The sequence below is a fragment of the Niveispirillum sp. CC-CTL257 genome, from assembly GCF_059489915.1.
Genome location: NZ_JCAJXE010000004.1, coordinates 126,289 through 139,437, shown reverse-complemented (window position 1 = coordinate 139,437; position 13,149 = coordinate 126,289). Strand labels below are relative to the sequence as shown.

At 63.3% G+C, this 13,149-nt stretch carries 11 protein-coding genes; 9 read left to right on the top strand and 2 right to left on the bottom strand.

All coding sequences use genetic code 11. From position 1 onward, the window contains the following. The first annotated feature begins 73 nt into the window (after nucleotides 1-73). From ABC729_RS21385 to ABC729_RS21370, 4 genes are read left to right on the top strand one after another with little or no spacing between them, the layout of a single operon-like run. The gene (locus ABC729_RS21385; protein ID WP_495609632.1) at nucleotides 74-1,243 is read left to right on the top strand and encodes a glycosyltransferase family 4 protein; all 1,170 of its coding nucleotides are present in this window, start codon (nucleotides 74-76) and stop codon (nucleotides 1,241-1,243) included. Nucleotides 1,244-1,269: 26 nt separating this feature from the next. Continuing rightward, the gene (rfaD, locus tag ABC729_RS21380; RefSeq protein ID WP_495610179.1) at nucleotides 1,270-2,253 is read left to right on the top strand and encodes an ADP-glyceromanno-heptose 6-epimerase; all 984 of its coding nucleotides are present in this window, start codon (nucleotides 1,270-1,272) and stop codon (nucleotides 2,251-2,253) included. Between the two features lie 4 nt (nucleotides 2,254-2,257). Further along, nucleotides 2,258-4,072 carry a glycosyltransferase gene (locus ABC729_RS21375; protein WP_495609631.1) on the top strand — a complete coding sequence of 605 codons (1,815 nt, stop codon included), beginning with the start codon at nucleotides 2,258-2,260 and terminating at the stop codon, nucleotides 4,070-4,072. Next, nucleotides 4,069-5,922, top strand: coding sequence for an O-linked N-acetylglucosamine transferase, SPINDLY family protein (locus ABC729_RS21370; protein ID WP_495609630.1), 1,854 nt, complete (start codon nucleotides 4,069-4,071; stop codon nucleotides 5,920-5,922). The genes ABC729_RS21375 and ABC729_RS21370 overlap by 4 nt, the downstream gene beginning before the upstream one ends. Before the next feature lie 11 nt (nucleotides 5,923-5,933). Here the strand turns inward: ABC729_RS21370 and ABC729_RS21365 are convergent, their stop codons facing one another. Beyond that, entirely contained in the window at nucleotides 5,934-6,857 is a 924-nt protein-coding gene (locus ABC729_RS21365) for a methyltransferase domain-containing protein (protein ID WP_495609629.1), read from the bottom strand. 202 nt (nucleotides 6,858-7,059) lie between these two features. On the opposite strand from ABC729_RS21365, the gene groES reads away from it, so the two are divergent. Beyond that, a complete protein-coding gene (gene groES, locus ABC729_RS21360; RefSeq protein ID WP_495609628.1) occupies nucleotides 7,060-7,350 on the top strand; it encodes a co-chaperone GroES in 291 nt (96 codons plus the stop codon). 51 nt (nucleotides 7,351-7,401) lie between these two features. Further along, nucleotides 7,402-9,045 carry a chaperonin GroEL gene (gene groL / locus ABC729_RS21355; protein WP_495609627.1) on the top strand — a complete coding sequence of 548 codons (1,644 nt, stop codon included), beginning with the start codon at nucleotides 7,402-7,404 and terminating at the stop codon, nucleotides 9,043-9,045. Between the two features lie 253 nt (nucleotides 9,046-9,298). Here groL and ABC729_RS21350 read toward each other — a convergent pair whose 3' ends face one another. Continuing rightward, nucleotides 9,299-9,427 (bottom strand): hypothetical protein, encoded by a 129-nt coding sequence (locus ABC729_RS21350; RefSeq protein ID WP_495609626.1) that lies wholly within the window; start codon nucleotides 9,425-9,427, stop codon nucleotides 9,299-9,301. Between the two features lie 190 nt (nucleotides 9,428-9,617). Between ABC729_RS21350 and ABC729_RS21345 the strand changes: the two genes are divergently transcribed. From ABC729_RS21345 to ABC729_RS21335, 3 genes are all read left to right on the top strand, one after another. Further along, a complete protein-coding gene (locus ABC729_RS21345) occupies nucleotides 9,618-10,337 on the top strand; it encodes a hypothetical protein (protein ID WP_495609625.1) in 720 nt (239 codons plus the stop codon). A gap of 138 nt (nucleotides 10,338-10,475) precedes the next feature. Further along, nucleotides 10,476-12,713 carry an LPS-assembly protein LptD gene (locus ABC729_RS21340; protein WP_495610178.1) on the top strand — a complete coding sequence of 746 codons (2,238 nt, stop codon included), beginning with the start codon at nucleotides 10,476-10,478 and terminating at the stop codon, nucleotides 12,711-12,713. After that, complete coding sequence (locus ABC729_RS21335; RefSeq protein ID WP_495609624.1) at nucleotides 12,713-13,105, top strand: winged helix DNA-binding protein; 393 nt, start codon at nucleotides 12,713-12,715, stop codon at nucleotides 13,103-13,105. The genes ABC729_RS21340 and ABC729_RS21335 overlap by 1 nt, the downstream gene beginning before the upstream one ends. Nucleotides 13,106-13,149: the final 44 nt, after the last annotated feature.

The following is a 13,149-nucleotide window of genomic DNA, read 5'->3' as shown; positions in this document are numbered from 1 at the left end:
ACAAGGGGGCCGGCTGGTGCCAAGCTGCCAGCCTGCCCCCTTTATCCGGTGGTCGTTGCTTCGGGGATTGGATTTGGCGCGTAATCTGGCACTGACCTGGCAATTGACGGAAATCCATGGCTGGGGCCTGGTGGGTGTCCACACCGCCCTGTGTCTGGTTGACCGGAACCAGCCACCGCTGCTGCTGGAGAAACCAGCCTTCATCACCATGCGCCCGTCCACGCGGGAAAAGCTGGAACCGCTGATGGATGGCTATAACCAGATTTCAGCCCTTTCCGCCAAGCATGGCGGCAAGAAGCTGAAGCTGCATGACTGTACGGCCCTGCATGCGCTGGGGAACGGCTTCATCCCCGGCCCTACCAGCGACCTCTATCACGGAGAGGCCAATATCGGCGTCATCGCGTTCGAGGATACAAGTCTGGACAAATCCACCCTGGAACGGGCCCGCCAATATGACCGGATCATTGTTCACTCAACCTATAACAGGGACCTGCTGTCCCAGCGCGGCCTGCGTGATGTGCGGGTGACGTTCCAGGGTGTGGACCCGTCCGAGTTGCCGCTGCTGCCCCGCACGGGCCTATTTGGTGACCGGTTCGTGGTGTTTTCCGGTGGCAAGATCGAGTATCGCAAGGCCCAGGACGTGGTGCTGGCGGCCTTTCGCATTTTCCATGCACGCCATCCCGAGGCGCTGCTGGTCACGGCCTGGCACAACGCCTGGCCGCATACATCCGCCGACATCGTGGAATCGCCCCTGTCGGTCAGCGCACCGCGCATCGACACTGCAACCCACCGGCTGCGCATCACCGATTGGGCGGCCGACCATGGTGTGCCTTCTAATGCCTTTGTCGATCTGGGTTTCCTGACCCGTGCGCAGATCGCGCCCATCCTGGCCGAATGCCATGCCGCCCTGTTCCCCAACCGGTGCGAGGGGGCGACCAATCTGGTGGCGATGGAGGCCATGGCCTGTGGCGTGCCCGTCATCCTGTCCGACAATACCGGCCATCGCGACCTGATCGGTGAGGAGAATTGCCTACCCTTGCGCCAGCAGACCCCCGTCCCCAACCCGCACGGCGCACGCCAGGGTTGGTGCGAAAGTTCAGTGGACGAAGCCGTGGCGCATCTGGAAACGCTGTATGCGAAGCGTCAGGAGGCGCGGGCCATTGGCGACCGGGGCAAGATCTTCATCCGCACCGAACGCACATGGCGGGATTTCGCGGAAAGCTTTATTGATGCGGCAGCTTGACCCACAGGTATGACGCGATGACGGGCTTGATCCTCATAACCGGCGGAGCCGGCTTCATCGGTTCCAACCTTGTCGCGGCACTGGCCGCGCGGGGGGAGGAGGTGGTGGTCTGCGACCGGCTGGGGTCGGGTGACAAATGGCGCAATCTGGCCAAGCATCTGGTTTCCGGCTTTGTGGCACCCGATCAGCTACCGTCTTTCCTGACCAATCGTGCCGGGTCGGTGAAAGCCATCTTGCATATGGGGGCCATCTCCGCCACCACGGAAACCGACGCGGACCTGATTGCCGATACCAATATCGGTGTTTCCACTCTGCTGTGGGACTGGTGCAGCGGCCATGACGTGCCCTTGATCTACGCATCGTCGGCGGCGACCTATGGCGATGGCAGCCAGGGTTTCTCTGACGATAATGACCCGGCGATGCTGGCGCGGTTACGCCCGCTCAACGCCTATGGCTGGTCAAAGCTCGTCTTTGACCGGTTCGTGATTGATCAGGTCCGGCGTGGCCGCCGCCGCCCGCCACAATGGGCCGGCCTGAAATTCTTCAATGTCTATGGCCCCAACGAATATCATAAGGGCGAGATGATGAGCGTGGTCGCCAAGAACCATGCCATCGCCGCCGCCGGGGGCCGCGTCCGCCTGTTCAAATCACACCGCCCCGACTATGCCGATGGCGGCCAACTGCGCGACTTTGTCTATGTCCGCGACTGTGTGGATGTTGTGCTCTGGCTGCTGGATCTTCCTGGGGTCAGCGGCATTTTCAATGTCGGGTCCGGTCAGGCCCGATCCTTCGCCGATCTGATCACGGCCCTGTACCGCGCCGTGGGCCGGGAGCCCGCAATCGATTATGTCGACATGCCCGACCATCTGCGCGCCAAGTACCAGTATTTCACGCAAGGCCAGCTGGACCGGCTGCGCGCCGCCGGCTACACGGCCCCTATGACGGCGCTGGAAGACGGAGTGGGTGATTATGTCCGCCACTTCCTGTCGCAGCCCGACCCCTACAGGTAACGCGATGGACGCCTATACCCACGCCATCGCCCTGCATCGCGCCGGTCAGGTCGCCGAGGCCACCGTCGCCGCCCGGCGTGCCGTGGCAGAGGCACCCGGCGACCCCATGGCCCACAATCTGCTGGGCGTCTGTCTGACCACGGGGCAACCGACGGCGGAAGGGATCGACATTCTGCGCGCCGCCGTCGCACGCTGGCCCGACCATGAGCATCTGGTCACCAACCTTGCCATCGCCCGGCTGAATGCGGGGGAGCAGAAGTCGGCCTGGCGGTGGTTGCGGCATCTGGCCGTACTGAACCCGGCCAGCGCCGTCGCCTTCGACCGGCTGGGATTACTGTGCAATACATGGCGGGGTGACCGGGAGGCCGCAACCCGGCTGGCTGACCGTGCGGCGCGGCTGTCGCCGCAGGATGAGGGCATCCGCATCAACCAGTCCCTGGCCTGGGCTCCGCATGATCTGGACCGGACAATGAAGGCGCTGGACGCCGCCGTCACGCTGAACCCACAGAACACCTACGCCTATGTGCAGCGGGCGGGTGCGATGATGCGTCGTGGACAGTGGCACGCAGCCCTGCACCCGCTGCGGCGCGCGTTGAAGATCGACGCCAGCCATGATGACGCCATCAAGCATGCGCTGCGCTGCCAGCGCTACCACGCTGCCGGCCAGTCTGCGGCGGCCCGCGGGCCCGGCCCCGGTGACGGTATCCTGCTGCGCGGTCCCTTCTCCACAGCGTCGGGCTATGCCCATATGGGGCGCCGCTATATCCAGACCTTGCGGCAGCAGGGCGTGCCCTTGCAGGTGGTCGGTATCTTCGGGCACGAAACCTGGAGCGAGGAACCGCTGGAGGCCCCGGTGGGGGCCAAGGCCGCCATCAACATCATGGTCCCCCTGGCCGTCGAACCCATTCCCGGTCTGACCACCATCCTCTATTCCATGTTCGAAGGGCCGCGCATCTCCCCCACCTGGGCGAAACAGAGCCTGAATGCCGACATGGTGATTGTCCCAACGGAAAGTTCCCGTCTGGCCTGGGCCAGCCAGGGCTATCCCGAGGATCGGATCCGCGTATGCCCCCTGGGCGTGGATGCGGAACCGGCGGCTGCCGATGCGCCGCCGCTGGTTCTGGTTGATGGCAGCGGGCGACAGGTGGCCAGCTATCGCCACCGGTTCCTGAATGTCTCTGACGCGATCCCGCGCAAGAACCTGGACGGGGTGCTGCGCGTCTGGCTGCGTGCCACCAACCGGGGCGATGATGCCGTCCTGATCCTGAAGCCCGGCAAGGGCGGGACAGAGGCGGCGCGACGGCACCTTCAGACCATCGTCCGTCAGACACAGGAACATGTGGGCCGTTCCTTCGCTGATGCCGCCCCCATCGTCCTGGTCGACCAGCCGTTGAGCGAGGCGGAAATGACAGGCCTGTTCCGTGCTGCCAATTACTATTGGAGCCTGTCGCATGGCGAAGGCTGGGACCTGCCCTTGTCCAAGGCGGGGGCCATGGGAATGGGTCTGATAGCACCTTCCCACAGTTCCTATCTTGATTACCTGGATAGCCGCTTTGCCCGCATGATCCCGTCCACTACCGGCCCAGCCCACCTGCCCTACAGCGCGGAACCGTGGGAGCCCTTCTTCGGGCTGGACTGGTGGAACCCCGATGAGGACGCCGCCGCCGGGATCATCGCCGACATCATTGCCGGGCGCGACAGCACCCTGCCCGATGCCAGTGCCCATCTGCTGAGCAATTTCACCTGGGGCCAGGCAACGCATAAACTGCGTGCCATCCTGGCCGATGCCGGCCTGCTGCGCCAAGGGAGCACGCCTTGACCGACCTGTTCGAAACGGCGCTGACCCGGCATAAGGAAGGAAGGCTGGCAGAAGCAGAGGCCCTGTATCGGCAGGTGCTGGTCACCAATCCCGATCACCCTTATGCCAACAATAATTATGCCATCCTGCTGCGCGCCCAACGGCGCTGGTCAGATGCTGTAGCCTGTTACGAGCGGGCCGTGCGCGCCAATCCCGACGATGCCCAGGTTCTGAATAACCTGACCTGCGTGCTGTCCGACATGGGGCAGGAAACACAGGCGGCCAAGGTCGCGATGAGGGCGGTCGCGCTGAAGCCCGACTATGCCGAGGCCTGGTTCAATCTGGGCAACATCCTGCGCGACCTGGGGGGAGCCGATCAAGCCCGTCAGGCCTATCGCCGCGCGGTCCGCATCCGGCCCGATATGGCAGAGGCCTGGTCGAACCTGGGCGACATGCATAAATCAGCGTCCGAGCTGACCCAGGCTATGGAATGCTATCGCACGGCCCTGCGCCTGCAGCCCGGCCTGCCGCAACCCTATGTCAATCTGGGGGAGGTGCTGAAAGAACAGGGCCGCGCCACGGATGCCATCACCTTGCTGCAACATGCGCTGGAGCAGCACCCGACCCTGTCATTGCTGCATTCCAACCTGCTGTTCGCCCTGCATTACACGCCGCATGTACCGCCGGAAGTGATTTTCCGTGCCCACCGGCATTGGGGTGAGCGCCATGCCGCCGCCCTGACCCCGGCTGCCCCTTCCTTTGCCAATGACCGCACACCGGACCGGCGGTTGCGCATCGGCTATGTCTCCCCGGATTTCTGTGGCCACGCCGTCTCCTGCTTTCTGGAACCGTTGTTGCGCGGACATGACCGGTCGCAGGTGGAGATCTTCTGCTACCCCATCTCCCGCCGCAATGATGCCGTCACCGACCGGTTCAAGGCCATTACTGGCCACTGGGTCCCCCTGACCGGGCTGACCGATGATGAGGCTGCCGACCGTATCCGCGCCGACGGGATTGATGTCCTGGTTGATGTGGCGGGCCATACCTGTGATTGCCGCCCGCTGATTTTCGCCCGCAAGCCGGCGCCCATCCAGGTCTCCTGGCTGGGCTATCCCGACGGCACGGGCATGACCGCCATGGATTACCGCCTGACTGACGCCATTGCCGACCCGCCGGGTGTCACTGATGGCTGGCATGTGGAGAAATTGGTCCGGCTGCCCGATGGTTTCCTGTGCTTTCGACCGGCACAGGAAACGGGTGCGCCAAGCCCCCTGCCCGCGCGCCGGAACGGCCATGTCACCTTCGGTTCGTTCAACAACAACGCCAAGATCAGCCCGGAAGTGGTGGCGCTCTGGTCCGCCCTTCTGCACCGTGTACCCGGTTCGCGCCTGATCCTGAAAAGCCGGCCCTTTGCCGATCCGGCCACAAAGGCCCGCTATCAATCACTGTTCACCGCCAACAAGATTGCGTTGGACCGGGTGGACCTTCTGCCGCAGATCCCCGATCAGGGCGATCATCTGCGTGCCTATGACCGCGTCGATATCGCCCTGGACCCATTCCCCTATAACGGGACGACCACAAGCTGTGAGGCCCTGTGGATGGGGGCACCGGTGGTGACCTTACGCGGGACCCACCATGTCGCCCGCGTCACGGCCAGCCTGCTGCACCGGTTGGGGTTGGACGAACTGGTGGCCGATACTGAAGACGCCTATCTCGACATTGCCGCCGCGCTGGCGGGTGATCTGGACCGGCTCGACGGTCTACGGCGAGACCTGCGTCAGCGCATGAAGGACAGTCCGCTCTGCAACCCCGACCGTTTCGCCGGACAGGTAGAGGCGGCCTATCGGCAGATGTGGCACGACTGGCTGTAGGCCACAGCCCCTCAGTGCGGCTTTACACCCGTCGACTGCTCAATACTGTTCAATGCTTCGGCCAGCCGGTGTGAGGCGCTGCCGCGCTTGGCCGGCTGCTGCTGCACGCTGGCGTCGGGCGACCATCCGGCCAGGAAGATCACCTCGAACGTGGCCGGCACGGTGCCGTCTTCCTCGCGGAACAGGTCCATGTAGCGCTCGGCGGCACGCACGATGACCTCACGCCGCGTCGGACGCTTCAGGCGCGACAGGGCGGCGTTGGTTTCCCCCATGCCGCGCAGATCGCGCATCAGTCGGAACGGGTCGGGATAGCTGACCGTCAGCGTGTCCATATCCGCAACCGGCAGGGCGAATCCGGCACGTTGCAGCAGGCCCGCCGCATCGCGCAGACCGGCCATGGGGCTGATCCGGGCCGAAACACCGCCCGTCACCTCCATCTCCGCCTCCATCAACGACCGGCGCAGCTCAAACAGACTGTCCCCACCCAGCATGGCGGCAATGAACAGCCCGTCGGGCCGCAGCACTTGACGCGCTTGGATCATGGCACCCGGCAGGTCGTTTACCCAATGCAGCGACAGGTTGGAGATGACCATGTCGAAACTGTTGGGCGCAAAGGGCAGGACCTCCTCGTCCGCGGCCAGGGCCGGGCTGCCGGTATTCGCGCCGGCCAGCCGCGCCATGGCAGGGGACAGGTCGGCATGCACCATGTGCGTGATACCATTGCGCCCCTTCAAGGCGGCTTCGGCCTCACCGCCATGGCTGCCCAGACTCAGCACACGGGGAAATTCCCGACGGATCATGTCCAGCCGTTCGCCCAGCCGTTCCGCCACCTCGCGCAGCAAGAAATCATGGGCGGAAAGCCCCGATGCCGCGCGGTCGCGCCGCTGGCGGATCAAAGGGCGGTCGAACAGGAACATCGTATCGGCGTCGCTCATGCCCTTGCCATACTCCGGCGGACGGCCGCTGGCAACCCATCCCGCCGCCGCTCTTCCGCTGTGTCATGGCAACTTCACTGATTTATGACAGAGCGCTTCTTGACAGTTGGGGGCGGGATGATTAGGTCATTGGCACTCACCGAGCGTGAGTGCTAACAACAGGCTCACGCCAAACCCTTTTGCCTTTTCAGGGAGAGATCCTATGAAGTTCCGTCCGCTGCACGACCGCGTCGTGGTCAAGCGCATCGAGTCCGAACAGAAGACGGCCGGCGGCATCATTATCCCCGACACTGCCAAGGAAAAGCCCCAGGAGGGCGAGGTGGTCGCCGTGGGTCCGGGTGCCCGTGACGAGGCTGGCAAGCTGGTCGCTCTCGACGTGAAGGCCGGCGACCGCGTCCTGTTCGGCAAGTGGTCCGGTACCGAAGTGAAGATCGACGGTGTCGAATACCTGATCATGAAGGAAAGCGACATCATGGGCGTTCTGAACGCCTGAGTCGGATCACCGATCCATACCTGACAACAACGAAATTCAGAGGATAGAGCAATGGCTGCCAAGGAAGTAAAGTTCGGCTCCGACGCCCGCGCCAAGATGCTGCGCGGCGTGGACATTCTGGCCGACGCCGTGAAGGTGACCCTGGGTCCGAAGGGCCGCAACGTCGTGATCGAGAAGAGCTTCGGCGCTCCTCGCATCACCAAGGACGGTGTCTCGGTCGCCAAGGAAATCGAACTGTCTGACAAGTTCGAGAATATGGGCGCGCAGATGGTCAAGGAAGTGGCGCAGAAGACGGCCGATCTGGCTGGCGACGGCACCACCACCGCCACCGTTCTGGCCCAGGCCATCGTCCGTGAAGGTGCCAAGGCCATCGCCGCTGGCATGAACCCGATGGACGTGAAGCGCGGCGTTGATCTGGCCGTTGCCACCGTTGTGGCCGACATCCAGTCGCGTTCCCGCAAGGTCACGACCAACGACGAAATCGCCCAGGTCGGCACCATCTCCGCCAACGGCGAAGCCTCCATCGGCAAGCAGATCGCCGAGGCCATGGCCCGCGTCGGCAACGAAGGCGTCATCACGGTTGAAGAGGCCAAGAGCCTGGAGACCGAGCTGGACGTCGTCGAAGGCATGCAGTTCGACCGCGGCTATCTGTCGCCCTACTTCGTGACCAACGCCGACAAGATGGTCGCGGACCTGGAAAACCCCTACATCCTGCTGTTCGAAAAGAAGCTGTCGGGCCTGCAGGCCATGCTGCCGGTGCTGGAAGCCGTCGTGCAGTCCTCGCGTCCGCTGGTCATCGTGGCCGAAGACGTGGAAGGCGAGGCGCTGGCCACGCTGGTGGTCAACAAGCTGCGTGGCGGTCTGAAGATCGCTGCCGTCAAGGCCCCGGGCTTCGGTGATCGTCGTAAGGCGATGCTGGAAGACATGGCCATCCTGACCGGCGGCCAGGTCATCAGCGAAGATCTGGGCATCAAGCTGGAAAACGTGACCCTGGACATGCTGGGTCGCGCCAAGAAGGTCACGATCTCCAAGGACAACACCACCATCGTTGATGGTGAAGGCGCCAAGGCCGACATCGAGGCCCGCATCGCCCAGATCAAGGCCCAGATCGAAGAGACCACCAGCGACTACGACCGCGAGAAGCTGCAGGAGCGTCTGGCCAAGCTGGCTGGCGGTGTTGCCGTTATCCGCGTCGGTGGTGCGACCGAGGTTGAGGTGAAGGAGCGCAAGGATCGCGTTGATGACGCGATGCACGCCACCCGCGCCGCCGTGGAAGAAGGCATCGTCGCTGGCGGCGGCGTGGCCCTGCTGTACGCCACCAAGAAGCTGGAAACCCTGGTCGCCCCGAACGCCGACCAGAAGTTCGGCGTGGACATCGTCCGCAAGGCCCTGCAGGCCCCGGTCCGTCAGATCGCCCAGAACGCCGGCTTCGACGGCTCGGTGATCGTCGGCAAGCTGCTGGAGCAGGCTGACACCAACCACGGCTTCAACGCCCAGACCGGCGAATATGGCGACATGTTCAAGTTCGGCGTCATCGACCCGACGAAGGTCGTGCGCGCCGCCTTGCAGGACGCCGCCTCCATCGCCGGCCTGCTGATCACCACCGAAGCCATGATCGGCGAAAAGCCGCAGCCGAAGTCCGCTCCGGCCGGTGGCCCGGGTGGCATGGGCGGCATGGGCGACATGGACTTCTAAGAAGTCCGACGTCGTTCAGCCGAACAGGCCTGAATGCGAAGACCCCCGCCGGCGTGATCCGGCGGGGGTTTTTGTTTTAAGATTGTTGCATTTCTTGAAACTGATAACGGGCTGTGGGCCTGTCCGGCGGCCGCCCGTGCCGCCGAAGTTTGACATACCGATGAGTCGGCATCCTAAGCCACGGGACCAGATGATAGCCCAAATTCATTATAAGCCGCGTTATAGCCTTTAAACGCATATTCCGAACATGATTTTATACGAGCGCCGCCAGCACAATTAAGTCATATTGATTGTCTGCGGTGAAGTGTCCAACTCCAGCCTCAATGGGACATCCCTCACTGTAAATCGTCGGGTTGGCCACCTTGTCGAAAAGGGCGCTCATGACCAAACGCCTTCCTCCCCCACCGACTCAGTCGCGGCGGCCGGAGCGGAGATTCGCCCCTCCTCCCGTTGCCCCGATGCGCCCCATGCCGGGCGGCATTGTGCAATGCAAGCCAGTCGTCAAACCAGCAGCACCTTCGGCACACCGCTCGGGATTTCCCGCGCCACCGCCAACCGCCCAAATGAAGCCCTTGGCCGGAGCAATCAAGAAGCCGCCAACCGCCTTCATTGCACCCGGTCGCACAGCGCCAGCCATTCAGAAAATGGAGCAAAAGCTACTGGATGTGGACGACCAGCCCCGATCATACGGGCTGGCGATCGGGCCCAGTTCAGCCACCTTCACATTCACCAAAGCGGGACCACCCACGCCACCAACTAAACCCAAATACGATGGTGGCGAGGTTCCGAAGTTGCACAAGGATGCTGGTGACACTGCGCGTCAAGTCGTTAAGCTTACAGTCGGCGATGGCATCAGCATTGATGGTACCTATACCGCTTATCGCGAAAACGGAGAGGTAATATTCTCTAATAGAATCTACGTAACAGCAGAATATCGTTCGTACACAAAGGTAACTGGCTTCTGGTGCTGCAAGCGAAGAGTGAGAACACCCGTTGCGATGGTGCATTATATGGCAGCAGACCCACCGCAGCAGGGTGTCGGCGCGCTCATGGTGTATGTATTCGCGGGCAAGCTCGAACAAGACGGCGTCAGAATGGTCGCCAGCGGGACGCATACACCCGCCGCAGACGGTCTTATCCGGGCAATGGGTGCCCAACGGACTTCGGCGCCCGGTGGTTACGTAGAGAGCGTTGAAGAAGGCGCGGTTACTTTCTTCACCGCCGATCCCGGAGCGTCCAAGAGAAGTGCAGAGGTGAAGTTCAGGCAGAGCGGCTGGACACGCTCTGCCTGAACCTATCGGACAATATCCAGCCTACCCCTTCTCCCGCCTCTATGTCCCACCTGCCTCCCCCCGGCATCAGTTGACAGCGCACCCTTCGTCGGGGACAAGCTAGCACCCGTCGACCGTAAGCCTGAGACGCTGTTGAAAATGCATCCTGCCTGGACCTATCGCCGCCTGCTCCTGTCCACGGTGCTGGCTTTCGGCCTGTCGGGTGCGGCGCTGGCTCAGCAGGTGCCGACGGCTGGCAAGGCCGACAAGGCAACGGGTCAGCCGGTGCTGCTGTCTGCCGACAGCGTGGATTATGATGAAGACCTGGGTGTCATCACGGCCCGGGGCAAGGTGGAACTGTCGCAGGGCGGGCGGCTGCTGCTGGCTGACAGTGTCAGTTTTTCCGAAAAAACCAATGTCGTCACCGCGTCCGGCAATGTCTCCATCATGGAGCCGACGGGCGAGGTGATGTTTGCCAACTACACCGAACTGACCGACGACCTGCAGCAGGGCTTCGTGGATCAGGTCCGCATCCTGCTGTCCGACAATTCCAAATTCGCGGCCCTGCAGGGGGAGCGGCGCGAGGGCCGCTATACCCGCATGGAGAACGCGGTCTATTCCCCGTGCGAGCTGTGCGCGACCGATCCGACGCGTCCGCCCATCTGGCAGATCCGGGCGGCCCGCATCACCCATGATCAGCAGGCCCACGATGTCTATTACCGTGATGCGACGCTGGAGGTGGCGGGCGTGCCCGTGTTCTGGCTGCCCTTCTTCGGCCATCCCGACCCCACCGTGGAACGGCGCAGCGGTTTCCTGACACCGGGCGGCGGCATCAGCTCCGACCTGGGCACCTATGCAAGGCTCTATTATTTCTTCGACATTGATGAGAGCAAGGATTTCACCCTGGAGGTGACGCCCAGCACAGAGGACGGTTTGCTGCTGGGTGGCGAATACCGGCAGCGCTTCGCAACCGGGTCCATCACCGTGTCGGGCAGTGCGGTCTATACCGACCGGGCGCGGGAAACCACGGGCGGCGTGGTGGAAAAGAAGGAATTCCGGGGACACATTTTCGGCACGGGCCGGTTCGACATTGATGAGAACTGGCGCTGGGGTTTTGACGCGCGCCGCGTGACCGATAACACCCATCTATTGCGCTACGACTACAGCAAGGAAGATATTCTGGCCAGCCGCGCCTTTGCGGAGCGGTTCGAAGGCCGCGACTATCTGGCCCTCAATGTCTATGATTTCCAGGATCTGCGCCCCGGCAACCCGGAGGAGGAGCCGGTCGTTCTGCCCATGGTGACCTACAGCGCGCTAGGCGAACCGGGGGGTCTGCTGGGCGGTCGCTGGTCCGCCGATGCGGGCTTCCTGTCGCTGCTGCGCTCATCGGGCAATGACACCCGGCGCGTGTCGTCCGCCGCCGGCTGGCGCCGCGATGATATTACCGGCTTCGGCCTCGTTTCCGTGCTGAAGGCGGAGGCGCGCGCCGATGGCTATTGGGTGTCGAACCTGCGCCGGGCCGACGGCAGCGTCGAACCGGATGACAAGGTGCGGTTCCGTGCCTTCCCGCACGCCGACTGGACTGTCTCCTATCCGCTGGCGCGCCAGGATGCGACGGTGCAGACCCTAGTCGAACCCATGGTCATGCTGTCGGCGGCCCCGAACTACGACAATAATTCCAACATTCCGAATGAGGACAGCCAGGATATCGAGTTCGATTATACGAACCTGTTCCGTGCCTCGCGCTATCCCGGCATCGATCGGCTGGAGGGCGGGCAGCGCCTGACCTATGGCGTGAAGGCGGGGTTGTATGGGTTTGGCGGCGGCTCCTCCACCCTGTTCTTGGGCCAGAGCCAGCGGCTGGAAGGTGACGCGGATTTCCCCGGCGGCTCCGGCCTGCGTCGCCGCAAGTCGGACGTGGTGGGCAAACTGGAACTGACGCCCAGCCCGTGGATGGACATTTCCTACTCCTTCCGGCTGGACAGCGAGACGGGGGCGCAGCGCCTGCATGATGTCTATGGCGTGTTCGGACCGTCGCAGTTTCGGGTCTCGGGCTCCTATGTCTATCTGGACAAGCTGACGCAGGATGGCGGCCTTGCCACCCGCAACCGCGAAGAACTGACGCTGGGGATCTCGTCCGCGCTGACCGACCGCTGGTCTGTCGGTCTGGCACACCGGCGCGATCTGGCCCCCGGCGGTGGTCCGGTCCTGTCCAGTGCCAGCATCACCTATCAGGAAGAATGCCTGACCTTCTCCCTGGTGGCGGAACGCGACAATACGCGGCGTACCGGCATCGACCGTGGTGACCGCGTCTTCTTCCGCGTGGCCTTCAAGAACCTTGGTGAATTCATGAGCCCCGCCCTTTCCGGCTCCGTCTTTGGCCCACAGGATCGCTGATGGAACAGCCGACGATCAGCGACGAGGACCTGTTCCGCTGGCTGGGCTTCCTGGAGGATTATGCGCGCGACTGGGACCGCGCGTTTGAGAACCGGCCCGGCTATTTCACGCAGGAATATTGGTATCTGTTCGTGGGCTGTACCGTCGGTTACTGGCGTGGCTCCCCCCTGACGGTCAGTGCTGCCTGCCAATCCATGAAAAGCGGGTCGAACCGCACCCGCGAAGACCGGATCAAACGGGCCGTCGATGACGGCTATCTGGAAAAGCGCCGCGCCGACCTGGATGGCCGCAACGCCCTGGTGGTGCCGACGCCAAAGCTGGAACAGGTCATCCGCGGCCATTTCCAGCGCACCCTGCACATGGCCCGGCAATCTATCGGACAGGGCAATTAATACAAACCGTCTGTGTAATATGCGGCACATCACATATCAGCCGC

Excerpts from the sequence above, each read along its gene's own strand:
- ABC729_RS21340 (WP_495610178.1), top strand. The coding sequence starts at position 10,476 with ATGCATCCTGCCTGGACCTATCGCCGCCTGCTCCTGTCCACGGTGCTG.
- ABC729_RS21375 (WP_495609631.1), top strand. The coding sequence starts at position 2,258 with ATGGACGCCTATACCCACGCCATCGCCCTGCATCGCGCCGGTCAGGTC.
- ABC729_RS21365 (WP_495609629.1), bottom strand. The coding sequence starts at position 6,857 with ATGAGCGACGCCGATACGATGTTCCTGTTCGACCGCCCTTTGATCCGC.
- ABC729_RS21335 (WP_495609624.1), top strand. The coding sequence starts at position 12,713 with ATGGAACAGCCGACGATCAGCGACGAGGACCTGTTCCGCTGGCTGGGC.
- groES (WP_495609628.1), top strand. The coding sequence starts at position 7,060 with ATGAAGTTCCGTCCGCTGCACGACCGCGTCGTGGTCAAGCGCATCGAG.
- groL (WP_495609627.1), top strand. The coding sequence starts at position 7,402 with ATGGCTGCCAAGGAAGTAAAGTTCGGCTCCGACGCCCGCGCCAAGATG.
- ABC729_RS21350 (WP_495609626.1), bottom strand. The coding sequence starts at position 9,427 with ATGAGCGCCCTTTTCGACAAGGTGGCCAACCCGACGATTTACAGTGAG.